Genomic DNA, 24,628 nt, shown 5'->3' on the forward strand with positions numbered 1-24,628 from the left:
ATAAAAACCACATTATAGTATAGTTTACTTATATTTCTAAAAAATGAGGTGATAGAAACGTGGATGCTACTGTTAAAACAACTAAAAGCGGGATAATAGGTGGGGTTCTTGGAGGAATTTCACTTTTATATGTTATCATTAATACTTTATTGATCCTTAACTTTTTTACAGGACTTGTTGCGGCTGAAAAGCTTCAAGGTCTTCCTATTATCGCACCTATCTTTTTAGTTCCGCTCATGATTGTCCCTGCAATTATTGGTTTTTTTATAAAAAAAGACAAGCTCTGTCTATGGGCGATTATTTTAAATATCATCTTGTTTCTTGTACCAATTGGCTACCATGTCATCGGTACGTTAGTATTTGGCCCTTAATTTAAAAAAACGAACAAACTTTATATTGAAGTTTGTTCGTTTTTTTATATCATATAACCTTCTATAACCACTATTGAGCCGGAGCAGTAGCTGTACTGCTGTTTTCGTCTTTTACCATCATCCTTACACCTTGTACAACCGCAATTCCTTCCCACTTATCAAGATCAGGTTCGAGAAATTCTAAAGCAAACGTGTGTGGACGTAATGACAGAAACGAAGAAAGTGTGCGGACTTGAATGACAGGAACGCCGGAACGCAAAACGTCAAATTTACGATCTGTTATATTCCCCGTAATTTCATATGTATCGCCGTCGTTTCTAATATAAAGATACTTCTTTTTAAAAAAAGTGAATTTCCGTTGAATCATTCCAACTTCATTTCCGTGGTGATCTGAAATAATCATCTTTGGCATAAGGGCAAACATTTTAGATTTACCTGTAAACACGATCTCTTCGTTTTTTAAAATCTCAAATTTATTAGCAATAGATAACTTATATGCGACATTTCCGATAACGTCTTGTGATTCATTATAAATAGGAGATTCGCCTAACTCGAAAAACTTATCTTGCAAGATAATCCCTTGTTTCTCCATTTAAAAAACCTCCTTTTACAATATATTACCATATTTTACACCTTTTGAGTTTGGTAAGACCATTTTCATGGGTATTATTAAATAAAGTTCGTCCTTACGTGCTACAGATAATGAAAAGAATGAAAATAGTCTTCAAAGCTCATAATGTGTAAAGGAGACCCTGCTTCTTATAGCACCAGGTAAACGTAAAGTAATTTTTAGATATTCAAAGTGCACCATACATAAGGAGATGATATTTTATGCCTCAATGGCATCCACATCGTGAACAAAAAAATTTACCTGATGAATTTCCTGTTAATCCGCTTTTTTCTCGACAAGGAGAAGTGACAATTCCAAGGCTGCGTATTGGTGATCAAGGTATGCTTCCCGAAACAGCTTATCAAATCATTCATGATGAAATTGCTTTAGACGGAAATGCCCGCTTAAATTTAGCTACGTTTGTTACTACGTGGATGGAGCCTGATGCAAAGCGTTTGTATGGAGAGTCTTTTGATAAAAATATGATTGATAAAGACGAGTATCCGCAGACAGCGGCTATTGAAGAGAGGTGTGTACGTATTTTAGCGGATTTGTGGAATTCACCTAATCCTGATACAACGATGGGTGTTTCTACTACAGGTTCATCTGAAGCTTGTATGCTTGGTGGACTGGCGTTAAAAAGACGGTGGCAGAAACTGCGTAAAAGTAAAGGGCTATCAACAGACCGGCCGAACATTGTATTTAGTTCATCCGTTCAAGTGGTGTGGGAGAAGTTCGCAAACTATTGGGACGTAGAGCCTCGTTATGTGAACATTAATGCAGATCATCCTTATTTAGATCCAGAAGGCGTCATTAATGCGGTTGACGAAAATACAATTGGTGTCGTACCGATTCTTGGAGTGACGTATACAGGAGTTTACGAACCAATTGCTGCTATTGCAAAAGCATTGGATGAGTTACAAGAAAAGACAGGATTAGATATTCCTATCCACGTAGACGCTGCTTCTGGAGGTTTTATCGCTCCGTTTCTTCAACCAGACCTTATCTGGGATTTCCGCTTGCCGCGAGTAAAGTCCATTAACGTATCGGGACACAAGTACGGTTTAGTCTATCCTGGCTTAGGATGGGTGATTTGGAGAGAAAAAGAAGACTTGCCTGAAGATCTTATTTTCCGCGTTTCTTACTTAGGAGGCAACATGCCAACTTTTGCACTTAACTTCTCTAGACCAGGAGCACAAGTCCTTTTACAGTACTACAATTTCTTACGTTTAGGTAAAGAGGGCTATTATGCCGTGCAAAAAACCTCCCAAGAAAACGCGCTGTTTCTCAGCAAAGAAATTGGAGAAATGGAAGCATTCGAAATTATCGCAGATGGTTCAGATATCCCGGTTCTTGCTTGGAAACTAAAAGAAGGATACACGCCAAACTGGACTCTTTATGACCTGTCTAGACAATTGCGCACGTATGGATGGCAAGTGCCTGCTTATCCACTCCCAGCAGACATGGAAGAAATCACAATCATGCGCATTGTTGTTAGAAATGGATTTTCAAGAGACCTTGCTCATTTATTTATGGTTAATTTCAAACAAGCCGTTGAATTTCTTAACTCATTGGATAGACCTGTTCTTAAAGACACGAAATACGACAATGGATTTCATCATTAACATCGATTACGAACACACAAAGCCGTGTTATGAAAAGTACATGGCTTTGTGTTTTTTTATGCATAAAAAGATAATCTTTTCAAAAAAATACCATAAATCAAACAAGAAAATATTCTTATATTTTCTTAATTTTGGTATAATAACCCCTAAGGTTTTATAGTTCTTTAGAATTATATAAAACCTAAAAAAAGATAAAAAAAGGGGATAATAGTCTATGAAAATGTTGAAAGTTGCTTTTGGTATTCCGTTGTTAGCCGCATTGCTAGCAGGGTGTAGTGATGAGTCCAGTGAAACGGTATCGCAAAAAGAAGAGTCTGCAGAGAAATCAACAGCGGTTCATACGAAAGAAAACGGCAACAAAACGGCTGTAAAAGAATCATCGCCAAATACATTACAAACAAAAGCATCAACCATTAAAAAAGCCGTTAATTCTAAAGAAGCTGATCGCGATTACTTATTAAACGTAATGAATGGTTATCAGTATATCCAAGTAGGTGACAATCAGTATATTTACTACGGGATTAATCAAGAGCAAAATGTTTTTTGTATGATGGAAGTTAATTTTGACGCCAGTGGTGATTATGTAGAAAACATCAATTTTGTTGATAATGCTTCAGAAGAACAAATTGCTTTGCTTCAAAACCAAATACAAGAACAACAAAAGCAATTATCAGACCTTGAGCAGCAGCAAATGGAAAAAGAATTAGATGATTACTACGCGCAGCTAGAAGAAGACAAACAAAAAGAAGAAGAGGCGCAGGCCAAGGCTGATGCAGAAGCTGAAGCTCAGGCAGAAGCAGATCGCAAAGCGGAGGAAGAACGTTTAGCAGAAGAAGAGAAGAAACAGCAGGAGGAAGAGGAAACTCAGGCAAAAGCGGAGGAGGAAGAAGCTCAGGCTGATTCGGAAGATGAGGCGCAAACAGAATCAGAGCAAGAAGAAGATACAGAAACCCTTGAGGAAGAGGAACCAGCCGAACAAACAGTTTCCCAAGAGCAAGCTATCCAGCTAGTTCGTGACCAACAAGGCATATCTGAAGATTCACCTCTTCTTGTAGAATACGATCACCTTGACGACTCAGGAAACTATATTATCCATGTTTATGAAAATGTTGTGGATAATGAAGATACAGGAGAGGAACATACAGCTACACAAGGTTGGTATCAAGTAAGTCCTAGTGATGGGTCAATTACTGATGTTACGGTAGATGGTTACTAATACTGTAGTAGGTTTTTAGATGATAGATGAATACCTTTAAAATTAAATTACAAATGAGGGATAATTTATGAGTGAGTTAAAAAATATAGTAATCAAACCTTTACACGGAATTCCAAATGACCAAAATACGTATCATTTTATGCAAGAGACAATTACGATATTAGCTTCAGGAGAAGATACTAATGGTGCCTTTTCAGTTGTTCACCTTGTAGAACCTCCCAAAATGGGGCCTCCTTTGCATGTCCACGAAAATGAAGATGAAACTTTTTATATAAAAAAAGGGAGATTTATATTTTTTGTAGGTGATGAAATCTTTGAGGTAAATGAAAATGAGTACGTTTTTGCTCCTAAAGGAATTCCACATCGATTTGAGGCCGGAATTGACGGTGGAGAAATGATTGTCACAGCATCACCAGCTAAATTTGACAGCTTTGTAAAAGAATTAGGCTTACAAGTTCCAAAAGATTCTGGGCTACCAGATTTCCAAGGTCCAACTCCAGAGCAGATGCAACAATTAGTTAATGTTGCGGAAAAATATAATTATAAATTCATCTTAGAATAAGCTTATATGCAAGTGAATTTCAGTTGATTTTCCTTTATATAAAAAATAGATGCGAAGTCTAAAAACACCTGATCCAACCTATAAAGCAAACGAAACAAAGGTAGGTACGAACTTAAGTAGTTCGCTGCATTGAAGTCAATCATCCAATGAATAAGAAGGTGAGGAACTTGTTATGAAGATGAAACGCTTACTGGCACTTCCGTTTTTAACACTAGGATTTTTGGCAGGCTGTGGGGAAGGTGCGCAAACATCTCAAGAAAATCAATCAAATACTGCAAAAAAAGAAATTACGTCATCGGACCAAACAGAGAGAGAGAAAGTTAAAAAAGAAGAAACAACCAACAATAAAACTAATATAAAACTAATTCAACTCATGTAGCGGAGCAGTCTCCAACGTATAAACAAGAGACACCTTCATCAAAAGAAGGAAACATTCCTGCAGGTAATGCCCATGGGTCCGCAACAGAACACCCTAAAAGTAATTCAGTAGAAAAGGAACAATCAAAGAGCGATCATTATTCTTCAGAATCCTCCCTACAAGGAGAAGACAAGACTGTTCCCTCTGAAGAAGAAGCACCATTGTGGGAAGATTCAGCAGCTATCGCGAAACATGCAGAAGAGGAGCAAGAACGAACTAGAAAAGCGGAAGAAAAAAGTGAACGTGATCGTGCCGAAGATGAAGAAAAGTCTATTGCCGAAGATGGGTTATTCATTAAAGTAACACCCGTCATGGTAGAAGAAGAAAAAGCAGCGGCTTATCTTATTCCAAAATTACCTACTGAAACACAGAAAAAAGTGGCAGAGGAAAAGAAGGAAAACCCTTCTGGATTTAGTAGAACTTTATGGAAGTGTTCACAAGTTCGGTACGCGCTAGATAATGGTATGCAGGAAGTGGATGATTCAGGTTTTTGCGGATTAACGAAATAATTAAAAATAGCACATGGTGTTCTGGTTACACCATGTGCTATTTTTCACTTAATGTTCAATCAGTTTGTATTCTTAATGAATCACCATTGTTTACTTACAAAAGAAATAAATTTGGTCTATTTGATAAAATTCATGACTACGATTAGGAAACATACCTTAGTGAGTGAAGCCTTGAAACTAGTAACTTGAAAAGTTTGTATGACAAGCGGATGGAGGGGAAGAAGTTGTTCTTTTTCCTTTTTTTTCGCTTCTACATTAAATCAACTACTATCACACTGATTCATAGCTACCTTAAACTTGGGATGCAAAATTGTAAAGTTCTAGGATAAACCATAGGGCATTACTTAATTACATATAAAATGATACGTACTGGCGTATTCAGGAGATTGCGATTAAGTGAGCGGCTATTTTAACGATTTTTAAGATACAATCTATCCATAGCTTGTACATAATTTAATTCATTTGCCCTTAAGCGCGTCATTCAGTCGATCTTTGAGAGTTCTGTTCACAACCCGAAAATTAAAATCCCGAAAGCAAAAACAGCTGATTTAAAAGGAACCTACACACTTTAAAGGAAAAGCAAAGTATTCCAAGGATCTAAGAGTAAGGGAGACCTCAATGATTTTATTTCTTTTTCTAGTTTACATAATATATATTCTAGGAACCAATTTATAAAACACAAATTCCGTCTCATTATAAAAGTATACTTATGATAGTGAGACGGAATTTAAAAATGAGATAGGGTTCGTATTTATATGATCTAACTCACTAAACTAATTAGCATCAAGATTTGTTCTAATTGAACAATTGCAGATATGATTTTATAGAAATACATATGAATTTCACCAGTTTATTTTTAGGATTGATCAGTTCGATTGATGTTTAGATTATATTTAGAGAGTTTGAAAAATGAATGAGTTTACTTATAGAAATTAAGTTTTACACTCATTCATTTTTTCTCATCGTATTCTCAATGAACCTTTTGCAAAACGATGAAATCTGTTTGTAATTAATATCTTAAGGATTTATTTGCTACTGAACGTATATTTTTCATTTAGTACATATGTTTGCATTAAATGGATTTTTATTCATCAACAAAAGTAAAAACCTCGTATTTTCTGTAATAAAATACAGTTATAAGTATTTTTATTCTACCTAATTCCTTGTTAAAATCACTATAAACCCCTTTCCTATCAGCTTTTTAGTGATTTTAGTTGTAGTTTCCTTTTTCATCGGGTATAATATTAAACAAATAGATGACGGTATAAATTGGATGTCATTATCCAGTTTTAAAGGAGCGATACTCATGAACATTACAATTTATTATGGAAATCATGAAGATAAAACAATTCACACAATGGATTGTCACGTAGATATCGATTTAGATGATGAAGATATGGTAGCTTTAACAGAAGCTCGTTAATGAATATATAAAAGGCTGTGGATGCTTTTCATCTGCAGCCTTTTATTTTTTTGCTCCCTCTCTTCTTTTCCACCTTTTAATGACCGCTGCGTTTTAAGATCATTAGCTACTTTTATTATAAAATTTCAAATTCTCCGTTAACTTCTCTTTACTTTTCGACACATTTTTTGTATCATTAGATAAGAACGTATGTTCGATTTATTTTTTATCGTATTGATGATCACAAGGAGTGTTTTTGAATGACGGTACGAAAAAGAAAAAGAAAGAAGCTCCCTCCTACCCTATCCAATACAGGCTTTATTGGAGCAACGTTTGCTGATACAGATGAATTAGCACGCAACGAATATCACTTTCCTCGCAAACAAATGAAAATTACCCATCATGTCTTAGATGCTTTGCTTCAAGGGGCAACGCACTTATTTCAACAGCATAAAGTTGAAGCCGCTATCTCATGCGTGTATCTGCCCAAGTACAAAAAGATCGGTTTGGTTCTTTCTAAACAACCTTTTGGCCGCGATGAAGGCATTGGGTATTTTATTAATTACTTAAAGGAAATCGGACATATTGAATGGGATGAAAAAACGAAAGACTACGAAATACATAATACGAGTTTTATCGGCGTGGTATTTGCAGATCTAGAAAAAATTGCTAAGTTCACCTTCGACTTTGAGTTAGAATTACTGTCGAAGTTCGTCAAGGACTTAATTATTCCCGCTAAAGAGCTATTCTTGCAGCATAATGTAAAAGCGTATCTCTCAGGCGTTGAAAATGAAGATCAGCATAAAGTAGGGTTTGTTTTATCGATTAAGCCTTATGATGAACGTAAGGAAGCAGACTTATATTTTGTGGAATACTTAAAAGAACGTGGTTTATACGAAGAGGACGAGTCTGAAGAAGAGCTAGTACCTATTCATACAAAATGGAGCTTATTTAAATAACATATGTTATACCCGCTGTCGTAATAAGACAAGCGGGTCTTTTTTTGCTTTTTTACTAAAACCCAAAACAAATTAGTAGCAAGTACTAATAGTTAGTAATATAATAATAGTAATGATAAAAAATCATTGATATCTATAATATAAGGAGTCGTTTTTATGATTCAACTAAAAGATTTAGTTCCAAGTGAACATTACAACTTAACAGAGGAAATTGAAAAACATGCATCCGATCAGCTTGCGCTAAAGTGGCAGGACGCTGACGGTGTGCGTGAGGAAATTACATATAACCAGCTGTTAGCAAAAGCAAATAAGGTGGCAAACGGGCTAACGGAGCTAGGATTAACAAAAGGTGATCACGTGTTGGTTATCGCACCTCGCCTTATTGAATCGTATGCTATTTACTTAGCATGTTTAAAAGCAGGTATTATTGTAATTCCTTCTTCAGAACTATTACGCGCAAAAGATATCCAATATCGTTTACATCACGCTGAAGCAAAAGCGATTATTTCTTACCATCCTTTCTGCAATGAGATCGATAAGATTGAAAACTTCCCTACTTCTCTACAACATAAAATTACATTTGGTGCTGATGTTACGTCGTGGACGCGCTTAGAGTCACTTACAGTGGATGCATCACAACAGTTCCAAGCAGCTAACACAACTAAGGATGATACGGCATTCCTTCCTTATACATCTGGTACAACAGGACAGCCAAAAGGCGTTGTTCATACTCATGGATGGGCTTATGCTCACCTTCGTATCGCTGCTGCTGAATGGTTAGATATTAAAAAAGGCGATACGGTCTGGGCAACAGCAGGTCCTGGTTGGCAAAAATGGATTTGGACTCCGTTTTTATCTGTACTTGGACAAGGTGCAACAGGCATTATCTATAACGGACGTTTTGAACCTAAAAAGTTTTTAGAAATTTTACAGGATGAACAAGTAAACGTACTGTGCTGCACGCCAACAGAGTATCGCTTTATGGCTAAAATTGATGAACTTGAACGTTTTGACCTGTCTCACCTTCATAGCGCTGTATCTGCCGGAGAACCGCTAAATGAAGAAGTAATTAATGTGTTTAAAAAATATTTTAATATCCAAGTACGTGATGGATACGGCCAAACGGAAAATACCCTTTTGATTGGTACCTTAAAAGGTGTAAAAACGAAGATTGGTTCAATGGGTAAACCGATGCTTGAAGGGTTTGTAGAAATCATTAATGAAGACGGCGAGCCTTGTGAGCCTGGAGAAGTTGGAGACATTGCCGTTCGTAGAGACCTCCCTTCTCTTTTCAAGCACTACTATAAAGACATGGAGCGCACTGAGAAAACGTATAAAGGAAACTACTATTTAACAGGTGACCGCGCTTCTAAAGATGAAGAGAACTATTACTGGTTCCAAGGACGCGGAGATGATATTATTATCAGTTCCGGCTATACAATTGGGCCGTTTGAAGTTGAAGATGCGTTAATTAAGCATCCAGCAGTGAAAGAATGTGCCGTTGTAGCTAGTCCAGATGCTGATCGCGGCCATGTAGTAAAAGCGTATGTTGTTCTTGTTGATCATGTAAAAACAACAGATACAGGGTTTATTAAAGAGCTGCAAAATCACGTAAAAACTCTTACTGCACCTTACAAGTATCCTCGCGTAATTGAATTTATTGATGAATTACCAAAAACTAATTCAGGTAAAATTCGACGTGTGGAACTTCGTGAACGAGAGCAACAAAAAGCATAATAAATGAAAAAAAGACGTATCTGTTAGGATACGTCTTTTTTTATTAGATAGCACGCTGTGAAGTACGAACATCTACCGTTAAAACACCTGTATTTACGTTTGCATATGCTTTAATGATGACAGGATAATCTTTGTTGTTTGTGAACTTAAAATCAGGTCCTCCCCACGATACGGTCGCATCTCTTCCCGCAGGTACATAACCTACATGTTTTGAATGGTGAGACCTAGCTGTCACTTGAAGACCAGCGCCGTCAATCGCATTAAATAACGTAGAAGATGTTTGACAAATACCTCCGCCAATTCCCATCACCAGCTGTTTATTGATAATTTCAGGAGCAGGCTGATAGCCTCTTTCTGCTGTGCGCTCCCCAACTGTTTGATTATAAGAAAATGAATCTCCTGGTCCTAACACAACGTTATTAATTGCTTCTGCTGATAGCTGAACATTTCTGTTTCTGCTTGTATCACTTGGACGAAAACGTGTAGAATACGAAGCTAATGATACATCGGCGATCCCTTGAGCAGATGCTGCCGTGACATTTGGAGCGGTTTCGTATATCGGAACCTTTACCTCCAATTGTTTCGTATTTAAGTTCTGCAGATTTTTAACAAGTTCTGCTTCTTTTAAGATGATTTGCTTGGATCCGCCAGTCAACGATCCATTTTCATCTATTTTTATGTTTTGCATAGGTGTATCGATCCCTTTTGCCAGCTCAGACGCTAACTGTTTAATTTCTTGATCATATACACCTTTATCCTTGTAATGAACCGGCTTGAATTCTTTCATTACTTCTCCTGTACGGGAATCTTTTAACTGATACGTCAGTTCTTCGACTTTAAGGACTGGCTTTTTCTTTTTCTCAGCCTTTTTTTCTGGTTTTTTAGCCGCTTGTTTTTGTTCGATCGCAGCTGTTTGCTTTGCGGAATGATTTGTATACATGCCGTACGCAATAAACGCACTAACAATTGTCGCGCCAAGCAAGAGCGCCCCTAAGACTTTCTTCATGTAATTGAATCCCCCCATATCTCGGCTTTACCTCAATATGTTTTTTCTATAAAAATATGTATACATTCATTTTATACAAACATCTTATAAAAGACGATCTGCCAAAGTGAATAATCACCATTTTTTATATTTTTTTCTTTATTCAACACATGAGGTAAAGCGGAATGATGTTCATAGACCCCATTTTTTCTTATGAACTCAATAGAAAACAAATGTTATATGCGTTTCCTGTTATTACTATTCTTATATATAATAGCACGAAAACAAGGATTTTTTAACGAATTATGGTAATTATTTTAAAATTTTTCTGACAATTTTCGCGGTGTTGTTCATTTTTCTATGGGCATTATACATGGTATAATGGTAAAAATGGAATTTGTTTTATGAGGAGGATTTACGCTTGACTGAACGTTATAGCAAAGAAGAGATTAGTCATCAGCTAGAAAGTATAGATCATGTAAAAGAAGCTCTTTTAAAATATAAAAACACCGTAATCGGTGAGAAATATGATTTGCTTCCCTACCATTTAACTTCAACAAAAGAGGCAATCTTAAAGACGATTCACGATAAAAAAAGCTGTATTGTTAGCGATATCACAAAAGTACTTGGGCTCTCACCCGGTGCTATCACCATTGTATTAAATCAATTAGAAGATGATGAGCTTGTGAATCGTATATATAAAAAGCAAAACCGCCGAAGCGTGTGGGTAGAGTTGACGGAAAAAGGCGAAAAAGTTGTCGAAATATTGCAAGCTACTCGTGTCGATTTTTGGTCAGATTTACTTTCACACTTATCAGAAGAAGAAAGAGATCAATACTTTCACATTATGAAAAAAATATCTCAAAAATTACAGCAATAAATATAAAAAAAGCGGCTATAAGGCCGCTTTTTTATTATGCGTGTGCTAAGGCTTGTTTTTTCACTTCGTTTTTCAACACTTTTCCTACACTGTTTTTAGGAAGTGATGAAACAAATACAACAGTTGGTACTTTATATGGTGCTAGTCGTTCTTTACAGAAATTCACTACGTCTTCTTCAGTTAAAGCAGATGCTTCTTGTTTAACAACAAATGCATATGGAACTTCGCCGTACACATCATCAGGCATGCCGACAACTGTCGCTTCTAACACACCGTCTGCTGCTAGAACAACTTCTTCTACTTGATCTGGGTAGATGTTGTCTCCTCCATATACAATTACATCTTTATAGCGTCCTTCAATATAAAGAAATCCGTCTTCATCTAATCGACCTGCATCGCCCATCGCTAACCAGCCATCTTGTAAGACAGCATTTGTTGCTTCTTCGTTTTGCCAGTAGCCTTTAAATAGATAAGGGCTTCGTACAAGCACTTCACCTTTTTCTCCAGTTGGAACTTCGTGACGTGTTTCTGGGTCTACAATTTTAACTTCCACATGTGGAGCCGGTTTCCCAGCTGAGCTTACTTTCTTCCATCCCATTTGAGGATGCCATGAACTGATAATCCAAGCTTCTGTGCTTCCGTATCCTTGAGCTAAAATCATTCCGTTACGGTCATATTGTTCGATTAAAGACTCTGATACTTTTGTTCCGCCTGACACAGCAAGTTTTAGAGGGAAATCATAGTGATTTCCTTTTTCAAGCTCTTCTACGATGTATTTTAATGCTGGTGGTAGTGCAAACAGCATTTTAATGTTTTCTTTTTCGATTACCTCAATTACTTTAGCTGGATCTGTTTCTTCAGAACATACCATTGTGTTTCCTGTGTTAATGCACATAAATAAAATGCTCATCGAACTCATGTGGAAGAATGGATGAACAAATAAATAGCGCATGCTTTTATCAATATTTGCACGTTCTTCCTGTCCGCCAGAGTTTAAAAAGGCACTTACCGATCCGTGTGCAATCATACATCCTTTTGATTTACCTGTTGTACCTGATGTAAACATCATTAATGCTAAATCTTCAGGAAGTACTTCAGGAAGTGCTTCTGGTGTGTTTGTGTTATACGCTGAGAATTGAGTTGTAAATTCTTTTGCATCCTCAATTTTTAACGTAAAGCTAAGTCCAGCCGTTTGTTCCGCTTTTTCTAATACAGACGTAAATTCATTGTGGTGGATAATCGCTTTTAACTGTCCGCTTGTAATAATGCTATCAAGCTCATAAGGTGTCATGCTCTTACTTAATGGAACAACGACTGCTCCCACTTGTAAAATCCCCATTGTAACAACTGGGTAAGCAATGCTTGTATGAGCTAAAATACCAATACGATCTCCTTTTTGAATTCCTTTCTCTAAGAAGTAATGAGACAATTGATTTACTTTTTCATGAAATTCATTAAATGTATAACGTTCATTATGTTCAACTAGTGCTTCATGTTGAGGAGAAATCTCTGCACGTTCTGCGACTAAGTATTGTAATGTGTTCATTTTATCCTCTCCTTTGTCCGCTCGGACTAAATATTTCGTTCGTGAATATTTTAATGACTAAAACATAATAACAAAAAATTTTTCCGAAGTAAAAGTTTAAAATTATCAAAATGTGTTTATATAGGTTGTATCGGGAAATGTTAAAAGAGATACTGTTTTTAAGAAGTGTTGTATTACCAAGGGTTTGAGAAAAATTTACAAAATTTAAACAGTTCAGACACTGGGTTTAATGAACTATTTTTTTCCTTTTTTTGTTTGTAAATTAGTTTTTATTTCTTGTTTTTCATTTTTTTAATATATTTTCTTACTTTCCCCTTATTCACCGGATTTTGAGCTCATTCATTGAATGAAAACGGTGAATATGAAACAATAATATATAAGTATTTGGATTTGAAAGGAGCAAATTTAGACATGAAAGTTCTTGTAATTGGTGCGAATGGTCAAGTAGGCAAACATATTGTAAACATTTTGAATGAAAGTGATGTGCACACTGTACGTGCGATGGTTCGTAAAGAAGAACAAGCAAAAGAGCTTGAAGCAAGAGGTGTAGAAACGGCTTTTGCAAGCTTAGAAGGCACTGTGCATGAAATTAAGGAAGTGATGAAAGGCTGTGACGCCGTTATCTTTAGCGCAGGATCAGGCGGCAGCACAGGTCATGATAAGACACTTTTAATTGATTTAGATGGAGCAGTAAAAGCGATGGAAGCTGCAGAAGATTTAGGAATTAAACGATTTGTGATGGTAAGCGCCCTTCAAGCACATCACCGTGAAAACTGGAATACTTCACTAATTCCTTACTATGTAGCCAAACATTATGCAGATAAAATCTTAGAAGCAAGCGGATTAACATATACAATTGTTCGTCCAGGCGGATTGTTAAACGAACCAGGAACAGGACGTGTAGATGCCGGTGAGAACAAAGAGCGCGGATCCATTCCTCGTGAAGATGTCGCGCGTGTGGTAGTAGAAACGTTAAGTGAAGATCATACATTCGGACGTTCTTTTGATTTAGTTTCAGGTGATACACCTATCACAGAAGCTATTCAGTCTATTTAATATAAAAAAGCAGCGAATGCGTATTCGCTGCTTTTTATTTATCATTTAATACATGTATTAAATGATAAATTACTTTTGCTGTCAGTCCCCATATGACTCGATCTTCATAGTAATAAAAATGTTCTTCCATCTCTCTTGTTTGCCAATTATAATTTTCACCACCAATAATCGCGTCATAAGGAAAATTATGTTCGGGTTCTACTCTGAAATTAATATTGTGTATATCAGGTTCGGTACGCTGAAAAAAAGAAAGAGGCACGGTAAATACTTCTGCTACTTCCGAAGGATTCGGTCGAAGTTCAAGCGACTCATCAATGAAACCTACATAAGGATAAATGATTGTTCCGAATTGAGAAACAATATAATCTAAAGCTTGTACGTGCTGAATAGATTGGGGTGTAATCCCTAACTCTTCAGAGGTTTCACGGATAGCCGTTTCTTTTTCATCTGCATCCGTCTTTTCAACACGCCCTCCTGGAAAACAAATTTCTCCGGGCTGTCTACGTAAATCGAGCGCTCTTACTTCAAATAAGACTTGTAGTTCCCCTTGTTTTTCAATAAGCGGAACAAGAATGCCGAAGCGGGAGAACTGCTCCATCCCAAGGATTGTCGGCATCCGGTTTTCTAACTTAGCTATAATGCGGGATGCATCCATACGTCCACTTCCTTTCACAAAATGAATTATCAAAAGAATAGCGAGTTATAAGCTGCGATGTCAACTAACCTGCAAAAGAAAGCTGTTATCTTTATTATATGAAGAGATGTATTGAATTGACACTACAATTGATAAAAATATATAACATAAATATAAATAAAAACAGATAGCACCGGCTACCTGTCTTTTTGTCTTGTTTTTAACAAACCATAAATAAGTAAAAAGAATGCCACCACACTGATAAGCAATCCTCCTACTTGCTTATCAGTGAGTCCAAAACGAAGCTGAAGCCAAAAGATAACCAAGCAAATCAAAATGACGCTGGTAGCTAAATAAAAGTAAATGCTGTAGAAAAACGGATTCGTTCTTTTCCGTTTGTAGACAAGTAGTGAGATGCCTATATACGTACCCAATAGTGTGAGTAATACAACAACTTCCGTTAATGTTCTCACTGCATTCTCCCCTCTCCCTTTTTTCTTCTATACCCCGTTTCTTCTTTTATCAAAAGGTAAAAAGGTATTCATAAAAAACCGCTTTTACGACATAAGGCGGTTTTCTCGCTACGCTTTATCCTGAATTATTTCCTTTTTTACATCGGTCGTTTTCATCTTGCTAACATCAGCTGCTTTTTTCACAAAGGCGTTTGTATTATACATCAAGAGCGAAGGTAATGACCGCTTCACAAGCTAATTCGCTGCCTACAAATGCTTTTCCTTTTCCTTTTACAATCTTTCCGCGCTGCTTAAGGATCTCAAATTCTAAGCGCAGTGTATCTCCTGGCCTTACTTGACGCTTAAAGCGACATTCATCTATTCCTGCTAAAAAAGCAAGTCTTCCTTTTTGGTGGTCATCCGTAGCCATGGCAAATCCGCCGAGCTGAGCAAGAGCCTCCACAATAAGTACACCAGGCATTACCATGTAGTCCGGGAAGTGACCTTGAAAAAAAGGTTCATTTGCTGTTACTTGTTTGATTCCTACAGCAAGCTTTCCTTCTTCTTGCTCTAAGATGCGATCAACAAGTAAAAAAGGATAGCGGTGTTGAAGGGTATGTTTTATTTGTTCAATATCTTTCATATGTATCGCTCCTTTTTCTTATAATAAAGGGTCCTTACCGTCAAATGCAGGAAACGTATCTGGATGAAGAAGCGGCGCGAGTTTTTTTAACCCTAACAGCAATCGGGGTGAAGGACGACAATACAGCCATTCTTCTAGTACATATACACGATGTTCTTTTATGGCCGGCATGTCAGACCAGTTCGGTCTCTTGTGTAAAATCGTTGGATTTACTTTGTTTGTCTGTACGCCTACCCAAGCCAAACACACGTGATGTGGATTTCGTTTGAGCACTTCTTCCCAATCACTCTGTACATTTGCTTCTTTGTGATCAGCAAATATATTTTCTCCTCCCGCTAACGCGCTAATTTCGGTCAGCCAGTTTGCTTTTCCAGGAGTAAAAACGGGTTTTGGCCACCATTCCCAGTATACAGTGGTTTTTTCGATTTGACGTGCCATTCCTTTATATGTAGAAAGAAACTGATCATACCGCTCTAACAGTTCAGCTGCTTTTGTTTCAATATTTAATCGCTGGCCTAAATCCTGTAGATTTTGACGGATATCTTCTAGCGAATTAGGATTATATACGACGTAAGGTATCTTTCGTTTTTTAAGTTCTTCAATATTTCGCTCCATTCCAGGAACGCTTAGTGAAGCTAGGACTAAATCTGGCTTGGCTTCTTCCACCGCATCCATATTAATAGATAAATCGGGACCTAAACGCGGCAGACTCTGAATAGACTGCGGCCAATCGGAATAATCATCAATTGCTACGAGCAAATGCTCACATTTTAAATACGCTATTAGTTCTGTATTGCTTGGACAAAGCGAAACAATTCGCATATTTTTCCTCCTGCATCCATTTCTTTTTTTCTATTATACAATAGATTTCCATATAAAAAGCAGAGACTTTCACTGAAGTCTCTGCTTTTAGTGCTCTTTCTTATCCACCCATCGCACGATAAAAGAAATAAAAGAAACCCAAACAACCAAGTGAACTAATGCTTGTAGTTAAAATACCGATTGAAAGCAGCACCTGTCCGTCTCTTTTTTGTTTGTATCGCAGCATATAATAAAAAGCTAAAAGGGTGCCAATAAGTAAATAAATAGCCCATATGTAAGGTAGATTCTTTAGCTGAAAGATGTATCCTTGATTAAATAATAAACAGTAAATAAAAAAAAGATTTACGATAAAAAAGATAGGAAGTACACTTTTATTCATCTATTAAACCCTCTTCTATTCTTTATTTTCTGCTATAGTTATCTTGTTTTGATTTCTCAGTTCATCCCGTATTTCACGTAAATATTGATTTCTCTCTTTCATTCGCTTTAACACTATAACAATAACAGCTATCATACCAGCAATGATTCCTATATAAAGAACTCCAAACACTAAGATAGGTACTACACCCCAAAGCTCCATCTCATCCCTCCTACTTTTTGGTCATTACCTTATTTTACCGTATTTTGTAAAGATGTCACGTCTTTTATCCATGAAAAAGGGGGTTTGAATATACATTCAAACCCCCTAAAGAGATAATAAAAAATAATATTTATTATAGCGCTTTGCTTTTGACACTTGCTCCCGTTCCGAAGAACTTATCAAAAATTTGATAAAGAGCAGACAGGCCAACTAACCAATAAATCGTTGTTACTAACCAATCCCAAGAGCCAAATAGCTCTTCTACTACATTCACGCCTAATGCTACAGCTAACCAATTTAAACCGCCTAAAATCACAAGAAGAGTCGTTAAACCTGAAAGAAATTTCACGTTGTCACCTCCTTGCGAACTGCATTAGGAAAAGCAGCTCATGTTACATCTTATGCGCTGTATAGATCAGTATATGCATAGGCGCTATGTAAAATAGTTATAAAGAATATGTGATTTATTCTTTTTTATTTCCTTATTGTGCAGCTGCTGCTTTCCCAATTTGCTTAATCGTTTCTACATGCATCGCTTCGTGATAGAAACTGAATAAAAACGTTTCGCCAACTGTTGTAAAGTTGATACCCGCTTTATTTGTAAAAGGTGTGATTAACTGCTTATCAAACTGCCCCGGCATGAACTCTTTAATACGGCGTGCTTGGTCTTTCAACACATTCGCAATTTCTTCAAGAGATGGAGCAGCCTCGTTCCAATCAGCAGGTTTTGTTCCGGCACCAAAAAAGCTTTCATAACTCTCTGGCGTTTGCATCGGTTCACCAGCTAAGCCAAACACAAGCTTTTCTTGAATAAAGGCAATGTGTCCAAGATTCCAGCGAATATTGTTATTGAACCCTTTTGGTGTGATGTCCGCTGCCTCTTCTGTTGTTTTTTCAAGGATACTAATCGTAATTCCTCTTACAACGTCCATATGTTTTAAAATCATGTTTTCCATCGTCTAATCTCTCCTTACGTTGTCGTATTAGATAAACTATTCAATGTCTATTGTGCACAAATTACCCCTTAAATGCCACTCATAACATTTAAACCTTAAAATAAAAGAAAATTCAAAAGAAAATCCCCCTATATAAAAACTAGGGGGATTTTTTAAGCAGAAGACTTTAAATTTGAGACAGGTCCTTTGTTTGGCTTCGGTTTTAGCTGACCAAGCTTATTTTTCAGATAATCTTTTAATGCGCCGCGTTTTCTCTTGCGTCTTTTATCACGATTTTTAATAGTAATCTCCTCCTTTCCTTTTAGTTTTAAGACCTGCGTATTAAATGGATTCTTCTTTTATACATAAAATCCTTTTGAATTCTCAAATTTACCTTCATGTAATTCTTTCCTTTTTACAAAAAAAGACCAAAGTATCAAAACTTTGATCATTCAAGCTACATACGTAATCGATCCAATAGTGGAAATAATAGCGCTGTTTCTGTCATACCAAACAACAGGTTCGTATCTAACCGCCAAATAACTGAGGTGAGCGGTGTGAAGTCTGACAATTTCATCTGACAGGTAAGCTGATTGCTTTGCGTTGTCTTTTCTCTTTAAATTTAACACTTCAATAATTCTTTCCCGCGTCGTAATTCCAATTCCATGACCAAAATATAGAGTTTCATCTAATACAATGGTGTTTTCACCTTTCCACTGGGGAGTATCAGGGTTATAATCAGGGTTTTTAAAATACGCACAGTCTCCGGGCAAGTAGTCAGATCCTTTATAACCATGGAGCTCAAGATCTTCATCGTATTGCCAATCGTGTAAGTAAAGATCAGCAAAAAGCCTGTTAAAATTTGCTTTTCCAATATTATTTAATACAGCTTTGTAAAAGATGATGATAACAGCCGTCGCGCACTCAAACGCGTATTCGTGTCCGTTGTAAAAAATATCATCGATGGCCTGATGAGGAGAAACGGTAGGCAATAGCTGAAACCCTCCGTTATCGGTTCGTTTCCAATACTTTTCGTTGCACCTAGAACGGGCGAATGTAGCAAACCTAGCGCCGCTTTTGCGCAGCAACACAGACGATTCAATAATTTGTAATTTAACAGATACATCAAAATCAAGCTGGTCAAATGTAGCATACTCATACACTTCCCTATAGGCATCCATTTGTTTTAAAATGTCTGCTTTTTCTTTTGTTAACGAACTATTATTTAAATCGCTTATTTTCACAATTTGTTGATTAACTTTAATCATAGACGTTCTCTCCTTTACAGAAAATGATATCAATCACCTTCTCTAACAGGATATTGATAAAAAATTATTTTGTGTATCTTCATTTATTTAAAATCGTGAAGATTAGGAAAAACGATAAAAAAAGTAAGTTAACCGCTAATTTTTTCATTTGTTCCTTTTTGTCCTTTTGTCACCTTTTTAAATATAAAGCGAGCAACTAACACGTACAGTGGTAACACAATAATGACGGCAATAACATTTAAAATCCAAGGTATTGTCCCCATAAAAACGTTTGAAGATGCTTTATCATACCAGCTCACAATCAGTAGTAAAAAGACCACACTGGATATAAAAGTACTTATATATCCCTTCTTATAGTTTGTACTTCTCACAGCAACAACAAAGCCAATTACCAATGAAATGCCTGCTGCAATTAAGACAAAAATCAAAAATAAATTTGCTACCTTTTGAACGTCCATTACTTCCCTCTTTCTTATAAAATTTTCACTCCAGAATTTTCGTTGCGTCACTTATAAAAAAAGTAAATTTAAGTACTTTAAACTTCTAAAACAATTAACGCCTTTTTCTAGATACAATTCCTACAGTATTTTGATTAATCGCTTCATTTTGTTTTTGATCAAAAGTTACTATTAAATTGTATATAAAAATTAACAAACCACACCCAACCATAATCCAACGCATACTTCCTTGGAATGCAGAATTAAAAATGTTTGCTAAAGCTATTATAAGTCCTGTTGACATGTTAAGATAATTCCAAAACAAGCAAATCGCCCCTCCTTAACCATTGCTTCTTCTTTTCTTAGGTCTTAATATAAATTCGTAGATGAACCAATAAATTAGAGGAAATAAAACGATAACGAGAAACCCGTTTTCAGCCGGTATATATTTGTAGATTAATAGCATAATAATTGCAAACACAAGGTAAGCTATCCAAAACCCTTTATCTCTTTTACGCATACTTACCACCTCTCTCTGAACTGAAATAGCATCCTAACGTCTAACGTATTTTCTATATACACAACCAAATCCTTTCTTAAAAGTACGTTATTAGCGAACGCCATACCAAGATAAGCCTAATTTTTAAGTCTAGGCTTATCTTGGTACTACCTATTTAACAAGAAATACTTCTTCATTCACATTTTCAAAAAACGACTCCAACCTAGAAAATTCCTCCTTGTTTCCCCGTGTAGAGAAAACTTCTTGATCATCATGAACAACAACCATCGTAAAAGTTGATTTGAAAATTGTAAGGATTTGCTTTCCTGTTTTTATTTCCCTGATTTTATTAAATAGGATATGTAATACAATAGGCAGCTTAGAGAAAACTTCTCCGTAAAAAAGTAGGCTTTTTTCTGTATAAGCTAAAACACCTCGAATAGGTACAGAATTTCCATTTGGTACACCTACAAGTCCCGAAAATCCACTTTCACATTCATAGTAAGTTAAAATAGATTCTCTAATTTCTTCGTCGCTATCTACCCTTTCTTTAAACTCTTTAGTTGCTCTCTCTTTTAAACTCATACTATCCCCCCTATAGAAATTACTTCTGTTTAACGTACACCTAACTAAATTTTATAATAATTACACTTTTTTGTAAATTTTAGGTATCTGCCACCTAATTAATCTTTCTAGTTAAAATAATTCATGCAAAAAAGTGCTTGGATATTTAAATATCCAAGCACTTTTTGTTAATCCCCCTCAAACTCCAAAAACTTTATAGGAAGGATACGTTTTTAATACTCAGGCTTAGCAACACCTAAATTCGATTCAAAATCAGTAAGGTACGTGCGGGCTCCGTTATATTTCTCTTCTTCTTCATAGTCATAATTATTACTTGTGTACGGATTGTTAACAATGTTTTTATATGATCTGATGGTTTTTAATTGAGTATCCAAGGAATAATCAAAACCTTTCATTGCTGTTTCTAATTCTTCAAGCTGTTCCTTACTAAAAACATCTCGATGCTTTTGTAATTCATCTTTTATTATATGCAGTTTGTATACTGGTCCGTTTGTTATGTCATTAACTGTAGGTTTTATATCTCTATTAATATCTTCTTGAGAAGAATGGAGGTGGTCGTAGAAGAATGATATACCTAGATCCTTGCCGTCATCCCAACCTCTGGTGGCCTCGATAACCGAATGCATATTTTTCATCATTGTCACTTTATATATTGTTTTAGGGGAAGTGTATTTCGTATAAGCTTTTAAAGCCTCTTCTCCATTTAGTTTATCAACATCTTTTTCAAGGTTATTGATACTTATTTCTAACTCGTCATTATTCATTTTATTAACCTTTGCAGTACTGTTAACGGACGTAGATAACAAATTAAAATCATTTTTATAACTTTGAAACGTTTTTTCTATGTCCTCATCTTTATTAATAAGACGATCACATTCATTTTGGAGAAACGTTAACTCTATTTTTATTTCTTTTTGGGCTTCTTCTTGTTTTGTATTTTTGCTAATTGATTCTTTTGAGGTACATCCCATTAAACTAAAAGCAACAGTTAGAACAGCTGCTCCTGCTGCTATCTTCCTTGAATTCTTCATTGTGAAACTCCATTTCTTTGTTGTTTAACTTTTACATACTGAACAACTATATCACATAAATGGATTATTTTAACTATTTATATTAAGATTAAAATTAAAGGAATTAATAAAACGGGGGTTTGTATGAAAAAGTTATATTCTGCATTACTCGCATCTCTACTGTCAGCCAGTATACTAACGGCTTGTTCAGCAACGAACGTAAACAGTAAAAAAGACGTGGAATTCTATTCTAGTGAAGATGAAGCCTTTGAAAATGCAAAAAAAGAGTCTACAGGAATACAAGATATTATCGGTGAAAGCAAATATGTAGATAACGAAAAGATTGTTATCTATACAATTAAAGAAAAATCGAATGTAGGTATAGGAACAGCTACATTAACTCAAAAGGATCAAAAAATCCGTTGGTATTTTAATGGGAATCCAGCTATTATTAAACAATCAAAGGGAAATACAGATATCACTAGTGAAATAACGACTCCAAAAGGTGTAAAGTACGATTTTTATGCCGGTACCCCAACAAAATCAAATATGGCAATTGAAACCCGTACCGATACTGAAGCAGTCCCTCATATTGATAAAGAATATGATATTTATTATTACCTCTCCCCTGTTCCAAGAAATTAAGCAGCAATTGTTTTTAGTTATTTATAAGAAACACAGAAAAGTAGAAGTTTATGAGATAAGCTGCTACATTCAAATTCAAACAAAAACAGTGTTGTATTTGACTCTGTTTTCTTGCTTAAATTCACTTGAACTCACATAAAACATTTCCACTTTTACCCTTACGTCTTGTAGTCCCACACGTAAACAATTATACTTATTTTAGTAAATATTCATAAAAAAAGGAAGGAGAGGAACGTCATGCCGCCAAATCCATTACACCATCCTATTATTCTATTTGATGGTGTTTGCAATCTTTGCAACGGATGGGTACAGTTTGTTATCAAACGAGATTCACGTGCTCTATTTCGTTTTGTGTCGCTTCAATCTGATACTGCGGGAACCTTGCTGCGTAAGCATAACTATGAGCACCCACCACTTCACTCGGTCATTCTTCTTATGAACGGGAATCTTTACACAGAGTCTACGGCTATCCTACATATTGTCCGCCAGCTTCGAGGACCCATTCAACTAATGGCGTGTTTCCAAGTGGTTCCCGCGTTCATTCGAAACCTGTTCTATCGTTTTATTGCACGTAATCGGTATAAGTGGTTTGGAAAACAAACGTCATGTATGTTGCCAACCCCTGAAGCCAAAATGCGATTTTTGGACTAAGCATACAAATGGAGGAAAACAATGCGTTTATCAACAAAAGAGAAATTTCGTTTAAGTATTCTTGCGACCCTAAGGTGGACCATGGCTATTACATTTCTTATTTATGGAATGGCCAAAATCTACCCAGGACAATTTATAACAGGCGATTTCGTGTTTGATTCAACAAAAGATTCTGCGATGAAACTGGCGTGGTATTTCTTTGGGTATTCTGATTTCTACAACTATTTTATTGCCACTGGCGAATTATTAGCTGCGTTGTTATTGGTGATACCGCGTACCGCGACACTAGGGAACATTATTTTTCTCCCCATTATTGCCAACATCACCGTCCTTAACTATTGTTTCAACATTCCTGCCAAAGTGGTGTGTGTTCCGCTTCTTGCGATGAGTTTGCTATTAGTATTGATGGAATACTCAAAGTTAAAAGGCATCTTCTTTGTCAACACTGCTACCCCAACGCAGAAAGTAGACGTTCAATCATCCGAAAGGAAGGTGACCGTTAAATGATCGTCTTTCTTTTGCCGCCCATTATCTTCGGTTTGGCGTGTACTTATTATTTTGGTCTTCGCAAAGAAGACTGAACACAGACAACTCCTTTTTTGTTCTGACTAGTATTTACGGAAACCAGGGAAGTTCGCGATAAGATACTAAAAAGAACTGCTGCAGGTAAACCCATAAAAGTGCAAATTGATGCCGCTGCATGTTGGCATTAAATTTCTTTATGCCACTTTCAAAAACAATAAAAAAGGCAGCAGCTCAACTTATGAGCTGCTGCCTTTTATTTATAGAAACACAGAAATAACCTTTTAACGATACCAAATTGTTTTATCTTGATACGGAATACGTTTTGATGAAGCTTCTTTATTAGGATGTCCGACGTAAATTAAGCCTAGGAGCTTGTCGTCTTCTTCTAGAGATAAAAAGTCATTCAGTTCTGACTGATAGACAATGTCACCCGTTCTCCAAATTGTAGCCAAACCTTGTTCTTCCGCTACTAATAGCATATTTTGTATGCTTGCCGCTACGGCAGAGATTTCTTCAATTTCAGGCACTTTTCCTGAAGGACTTACTGCTACAGCGATAATGACAGGAGCACGAAGCGGTCCTTTTTTTGCTTTTGTTGTTTTTTTCAACGCTTCTTCTTCACTTAAGTGAGCAGTTTTTTGCTTCATAATACGTTCCATTTCGTCTCCTAAACGAACGCGTGAATCCCCTGTAAACACTCGGAATTTCCAAGGCTCTGTCTTTTTATGGTTAGGAGCCCAAGTGCCTGCTTCTAACATAAGGTTGATAGCATTTTCTGATACGTCTTTGTCTTGCATAGCCCCAATCGTTCTTCTGGCTTTAATAATATCTAATACACTCATGCTTTCTGTCTCCTTTTTTACATTCAATTTATTAGTATAGGTATGTATATATCTTATATATAGAATAATTGAAAATCATTCTCACTGTCAATTGTTTTGCCATCATTCGGGTTGCGATAAATAAATATGCCAATTTTTTATGCATGTTTGTTTTTTTAGCAGGTTTTCTTTTAATTATTTGGCAGTTCTGGTAGATAAAAAACGATTTGGAACATGTAGTCCAA

General features: G+C 36.2%; 30 protein-coding genes. 13 read left to right on the plus strand and 17 right to left on the minus strand.

Features of this window, described 5'->3' with window-relative positions; all coding sequences use genetic code 11:
- The first annotated feature begins 59 nt into the window (after positions 1–59).
- Positions 60–371 (plus strand): hypothetical protein, encoded by a 312-nt coding sequence (locus tag AC1VNJ_RS13210; protein ID WP_482640885.1) that lies wholly within the window; start codon positions 60–62, stop codon positions 369–371.
- Between the two features lie 70 nt (positions 372–441).
- Here AC1VNJ_RS13210 and AC1VNJ_RS13215 read toward each other — a convergent pair whose 3' ends face one another.
- The gene (locus AC1VNJ_RS13215) at positions 442–963 is read right to left on the minus strand and encodes an LURP-one-related family protein (RefSeq protein WP_328172507.1); all 522 of its coding nucleotides are present in this window, start codon (positions 961–963) and stop codon (positions 442–444) included.
- Positions 964–1,202: 239 nt separating this feature from the next.
- Between AC1VNJ_RS13215 and gad the strand changes: the two genes are divergently transcribed.
- From gad to mbcS, 7 genes are all read left to right on the plus strand, one after another.
- Positions 1,203–2,606, plus strand: coding sequence for a glutamate decarboxylase (gene gad / locus AC1VNJ_RS13220; RefSeq protein WP_155017271.1), 1,404 nt, complete (start codon positions 1,203–1,205; stop codon positions 2,604–2,606).
- Between the two features lie 214 nt (positions 2,607–2,820).
- A complete protein-coding gene (locus tag AC1VNJ_RS13225; RefSeq protein WP_482640886.1) occupies positions 2,821–3,822 on the plus strand; it encodes a hypothetical protein in 1,002 nt (333 codons plus the stop codon).
- A 67-nt stretch (positions 3,823–3,889) separates the two neighbouring features.
- A complete protein-coding gene (locus AC1VNJ_RS13230; RefSeq protein WP_048020802.1) occupies positions 3,890–4,384 on the plus strand; it encodes a cupin domain-containing protein in 495 nt (164 codons plus the stop codon).
- Positions 4,385–4,556: 172 nt separating this feature from the next.
- Positions 4,557–4,763 (plus strand): hypothetical protein, encoded by a 207-nt coding sequence (locus AC1VNJ_RS13235; protein WP_482640887.1) that lies wholly within the window; start codon positions 4,557–4,559, stop codon positions 4,761–4,763.
- Between the two features lie 200 nt (positions 4,764–4,963).
- A complete protein-coding gene (locus AC1VNJ_RS13240) occupies positions 4,964–5,311 on the plus strand; it encodes a hypothetical protein (RefSeq protein ID WP_406902043.1) in 348 nt (115 codons plus the stop codon).
- Positions 5,312–6,973: 1,662 nt separating this feature from the next.
- Complete coding sequence (locus AC1VNJ_RS13245) at positions 6,974–7,672, plus strand: hypothetical protein (protein WP_014459981.1); 699 nt, start codon at positions 6,974–6,976, stop codon at positions 7,670–7,672.
- A gap of 156 nt (positions 7,673–7,828) precedes the next feature.
- Positions 7,829–9,409 (plus strand): acyl-CoA synthetase MbcS, encoded by a 1,581-nt coding sequence (mbcS, locus tag AC1VNJ_RS13250; protein ID WP_155008102.1) that lies wholly within the window; start codon positions 7,829–7,831, stop codon positions 9,407–9,409.
- Between the two features lie 43 nt (positions 9,410–9,452).
- Here mbcS and AC1VNJ_RS13255 read toward each other — a convergent pair whose 3' ends face one another.
- The gene (locus AC1VNJ_RS13255) at positions 9,453–10,415 is read right to left on the minus strand and encodes a VanW family protein (protein ID WP_033579048.1); all 963 of its coding nucleotides are present in this window, start codon (positions 10,413–10,415) and stop codon (positions 9,453–9,455) included.
- A gap of 400 nt (positions 10,416–10,815) precedes the next feature.
- Between AC1VNJ_RS13255 and AC1VNJ_RS13260 the strand changes: the two genes are divergently transcribed.
- The gene (locus AC1VNJ_RS13260) at positions 10,816–11,274 is read left to right on the plus strand and encodes a MarR family winged helix-turn-helix transcriptional regulator (RefSeq protein WP_013057155.1); all 459 of its coding nucleotides are present in this window, start codon (positions 10,816–10,818) and stop codon (positions 11,272–11,274) included.
- A 34-nt stretch (positions 11,275–11,308) separates the two neighbouring features.
- Here AC1VNJ_RS13260 and AC1VNJ_RS13265 read toward each other — a convergent pair whose 3' ends face one another.
- A complete protein-coding gene (locus tag AC1VNJ_RS13265) occupies positions 11,309–12,820 on the minus strand; it encodes a class I adenylate-forming enzyme family protein (RefSeq protein ID WP_482640888.1) in 1,512 nt (503 codons plus the stop codon).
- A gap of 411 nt (positions 12,821–13,231) precedes the next feature.
- Between AC1VNJ_RS13265 and AC1VNJ_RS13270 the strand changes: the two genes are divergently transcribed.
- Positions 13,232–13,876 (plus strand): SDR family oxidoreductase, encoded by a 645-nt coding sequence (locus AC1VNJ_RS13270; protein ID WP_028413280.1) that lies wholly within the window; start codon positions 13,232–13,234, stop codon positions 13,874–13,876.
- Positions 13,877–13,910: 34 nt separating this feature from the next.
- Here the strand turns inward: AC1VNJ_RS13270 and AC1VNJ_RS13275 are convergent, their stop codons facing one another.
- The 13 genes from AC1VNJ_RS13275 to AC1VNJ_RS13335 all read right to left on the minus strand — a co-directional run bounded on the left by AC1VNJ_RS13275 (position 13,911) and on the right by AC1VNJ_RS13335 (position 21,762).
- Positions 13,911–14,531 carry an NUDIX hydrolase gene (locus tag AC1VNJ_RS13275; RefSeq protein ID WP_033579046.1) on the minus strand — a complete coding sequence of 207 codons (621 nt, stop codon included), beginning with the start codon at positions 14,529–14,531 and terminating at the stop codon, positions 13,911–13,913.
- A gap of 176 nt (positions 14,532–14,707) precedes the next feature.
- Complete coding sequence (locus AC1VNJ_RS13280) at positions 14,708–14,983, minus strand: hypothetical protein (RefSeq protein ID WP_014459988.1); 276 nt, start codon at positions 14,981–14,983, stop codon at positions 14,708–14,710.
- A 196-nt stretch (positions 14,984–15,179) separates the two neighbouring features.
- Positions 15,180–15,605: a 3-hydroxyacyl-ACP dehydratase FabZ gene (fabZ, locus tag AC1VNJ_RS13285; protein WP_033579045.1), complete on the minus strand. Its 426-nt coding sequence runs from the start codon at positions 15,603–15,605 to the stop codon at positions 15,180–15,182.
- A gap of 18 nt (positions 15,606–15,623) precedes the next feature.
- Entirely contained in the window at positions 15,624–16,427 is an 804-nt protein-coding gene (locus AC1VNJ_RS13290) for a cobalamin-binding protein (protein WP_048020818.1), read from the minus strand.
- Between the two features lie 100 nt (positions 16,428–16,527).
- A complete protein-coding gene (locus AC1VNJ_RS13295) occupies positions 16,528–16,806 on the minus strand; it encodes a hypothetical protein (RefSeq protein ID WP_048020820.1) in 279 nt (92 codons plus the stop codon).
- Positions 16,807–16,821: 15 nt separating this feature from the next.
- A complete protein-coding gene (locus tag AC1VNJ_RS13300) occupies positions 16,822–17,007 on the minus strand; it encodes a hypothetical protein (RefSeq protein ID WP_034266296.1) in 186 nt (61 codons plus the stop codon).
- Between the two features lie 133 nt (positions 17,008–17,140).
- On the minus strand, positions 17,141–17,356 hold the full coding sequence (locus AC1VNJ_RS13305) for a DUF378 domain-containing protein (protein WP_013057146.1): 216 nt from the start codon (positions 17,354–17,356) through the stop codon (positions 17,141–17,143).
- A gap of 133 nt (positions 17,357–17,489) precedes the next feature.
- A complete protein-coding gene (locus AC1VNJ_RS13310; protein ID WP_033579041.1) occupies positions 17,490–17,963 on the minus strand; it encodes a DinB family protein in 474 nt (157 codons plus the stop codon).
- A gap of 431 nt (positions 17,964–18,394) precedes the next feature.
- Positions 18,395–19,210, minus strand: coding sequence for a protein-glutamine gamma-glutamyltransferase (locus AC1VNJ_RS13315; protein ID WP_033579040.1), 816 nt, complete (start codon positions 19,208–19,210; stop codon positions 18,395–18,397).
- 128 nt (positions 19,211–19,338) lie between these two features.
- Positions 19,339–19,668, minus strand: coding sequence for a hypothetical protein (locus AC1VNJ_RS13320; RefSeq protein WP_098112639.1), 330 nt, complete (start codon positions 19,666–19,668; stop codon positions 19,339–19,341).
- A gap of 94 nt (positions 19,669–19,762) precedes the next feature.
- Entirely contained in the window at positions 19,763–19,972 is a 210-nt protein-coding gene (locus tag AC1VNJ_RS13325) for a hypothetical protein (protein WP_430051026.1), read from the minus strand.
- A gap of 345 nt (positions 19,973–20,317) precedes the next feature.
- Positions 20,318–20,731 carry a hypothetical protein gene (locus AC1VNJ_RS13330; protein WP_482640889.1) on the minus strand — a complete coding sequence of 138 codons (414 nt, stop codon included), beginning with the start codon at positions 20,729–20,731 and terminating at the stop codon, positions 20,318–20,320.
- 212 nt (positions 20,732–20,943) lie between these two features.
- Positions 20,944–21,762, minus strand: coding sequence for a hypothetical protein (locus AC1VNJ_RS13335; RefSeq protein WP_482640890.1), 819 nt, complete (start codon positions 21,760–21,762; stop codon positions 20,944–20,946).
- Positions 21,763–21,885: 123 nt separating this feature from the next.
- Between AC1VNJ_RS13335 and AC1VNJ_RS13340 the strand changes: the two genes are divergently transcribed.
- From AC1VNJ_RS13340 to AC1VNJ_RS13350, 3 genes are all read left to right on the plus strand, one after another.
- Positions 21,886–22,386, plus strand: coding sequence for a hypothetical protein (locus AC1VNJ_RS13340; protein ID WP_430051020.1), 501 nt, complete (start codon positions 21,886–21,888; stop codon positions 22,384–22,386).
- 237 nt (positions 22,387–22,623) lie between these two features.
- Positions 22,624–23,037, plus strand: a complete 414-nt coding sequence (locus tag AC1VNJ_RS13345; protein WP_325075415.1) for a thiol-disulfide oxidoreductase DCC family protein — start codon at positions 22,624–22,626, stop codon at positions 23,035–23,037.
- Positions 23,038–23,058: 21 nt separating this feature from the next.
- Positions 23,059–23,544, plus strand: a complete 486-nt coding sequence (locus AC1VNJ_RS13350) for a hypothetical protein (RefSeq protein WP_063247971.1) — start codon at positions 23,059–23,061, stop codon at positions 23,542–23,544.
- A gap of 299 nt (positions 23,545–23,843) precedes the next feature.
- On the opposite strand, the gene AC1VNJ_RS13355 is transcribed toward AC1VNJ_RS13350, so the two are convergent.
- Positions 23,844–24,404 (minus strand): nitroreductase family protein, encoded by a 561-nt coding sequence (locus AC1VNJ_RS13355; RefSeq protein WP_221833301.1) that lies wholly within the window; start codon positions 24,402–24,404, stop codon positions 23,844–23,846.
- Positions 24,405–24,628 lie beyond the last annotated feature (224 nt).

It is taken from the genome of Priestia sp. 3CA3 (genome assembly GCF_056836725.1).

Bases quoted from the DNA above. Each gene is read 5' to 3' on its own strand.
- AC1VNJ_RS13335 (WP_482640890.1), bottom strand. From the start codon at position 21,762: ATGAAGAATTCAAGGAAGATAGCAGCAGGAGCAGCTGTTCTAACTGTT.
- fabZ (WP_033579045.1), bottom strand. From the start codon at position 15,605: ATGAAAGATATTGAACAAATAAAACATACCCTTCAACACCGCTATCCT.
- AC1VNJ_RS13320 (WP_098112639.1), bottom strand. From the start codon at position 19,668: ATGGACGTTCAAAAGGTAGCAAATTTATTTTTGATTTTTGTCTTAATT.
- AC1VNJ_RS13295 (WP_048020820.1), bottom strand. From the start codon at position 16,806: ATGAATAAAAGTGTACTTCCTATCTTTTTTATCGTAAATCTTTTTTTT.
- AC1VNJ_RS13310 (WP_033579041.1), bottom strand. From the start codon at position 17,963: ATGGAAAACATGATTTTAAAACATATGGACGTTGTAAGAGGAATTACG.
- AC1VNJ_RS13270 (WP_028413280.1), top strand. From the start codon at position 13,232: ATGAAAGTTCTTGTAATTGGTGCGAATGGTCAAGTAGGCAAACATATT.
- AC1VNJ_RS13275 (WP_033579046.1), bottom strand. From the start codon at position 14,531: ATGGATGCATCCCGCATTATAGCTAAGTTAGAAAACCGGATGCCGACA.
- AC1VNJ_RS13290 (WP_048020818.1), bottom strand. From the start codon at position 16,427: ATGCGAATTGTTTCGCTTTGTCCAAGCAATACAGAACTAATAGCGTAT.
- AC1VNJ_RS13235 (WP_482640887.1), top strand. From the start codon at position 4,557: ATGAAGATGAAACGCTTACTGGCACTTCCGTTTTTAACACTAGGATTT.
- AC1VNJ_RS13245 (WP_014459981.1), top strand. From the start codon at position 6,974: ATGACGGTACGAAAAAGAAAAAGAAAGAAGCTCCCTCCTACCCTATCC.
- AC1VNJ_RS13350 (WP_063247971.1), top strand. From the start codon at position 23,059: ATGCGTTTATCAACAAAAGAGAAATTTCGTTTAAGTATTCTTGCGACC.
- AC1VNJ_RS13255 (WP_033579048.1), bottom strand. From the start codon at position 10,415: ATGAAGAAAGTCTTAGGGGCGCTCTTGCTTGGCGCGACAATTGTTAGT.
- AC1VNJ_RS13340 (WP_430051020.1), top strand. From the start codon at position 21,886: ATGAAAAAGTTATATTCTGCATTACTCGCATCTCTACTGTCAGCCAGT.
- AC1VNJ_RS13355 (WP_221833301.1), bottom strand. From the start codon at position 24,404: ATGAGTGTATTAGATATTATTAAAGCCAGAAGAACGATTGGGGCTATG.
- AC1VNJ_RS13345 (WP_325075415.1), top strand. From the start codon at position 22,624: ATGCCGCCAAATCCATTACACCATCCTATTATTCTATTTGATGGTGTT.
- AC1VNJ_RS13215 (WP_328172507.1), bottom strand. From the start codon at position 963: ATGGAGAAACAAGGGATTATCTTGCAAGATAAGTTTTTCGAGTTAGGC.
- AC1VNJ_RS13230 (WP_048020802.1), top strand. From the start codon at position 3,890: ATGAGTGAGTTAAAAAATATAGTAATCAAACCTTTACACGGAATTCCA.
- mbcS (WP_155008102.1), top strand. From the start codon at position 7,829: ATGATTCAACTAAAAGATTTAGTTCCAAGTGAACATTACAACTTAACA.
- AC1VNJ_RS13300 (WP_034266296.1), bottom strand. From the start codon at position 17,007: ATGGAGCTTTGGGGTGTAGTACCTATCTTAGTGTTTGGAGTTCTTTAT.
- AC1VNJ_RS13330 (WP_482640889.1), bottom strand. From the start codon at position 20,731: ATGAGTTTAAAAGAGAGAGCAACTAAAGAGTTTAAAGAAAGGGTAGAT.
- gad (WP_155017271.1), top strand. From the start codon at position 1,203: ATGCCTCAATGGCATCCACATCGTGAACAAAAAAATTTACCTGATGAA.
- AC1VNJ_RS13265 (WP_482640888.1), bottom strand. From the start codon at position 12,820: ATGAACACATTACAATACTTAGTCGCAGAACGTGCAGAGATTTCTCCT.
- AC1VNJ_RS13225 (WP_482640886.1), top strand. From the start codon at position 2,821: ATGAAAATGTTGAAAGTTGCTTTTGGTATTCCGTTGTTAGCCGCATTG.
- AC1VNJ_RS13315 (WP_033579040.1), bottom strand. From the start codon at position 19,210: ATGATTAAAGTTAATCAACAAATTGTGAAAATAAGCGATTTAAATAAT.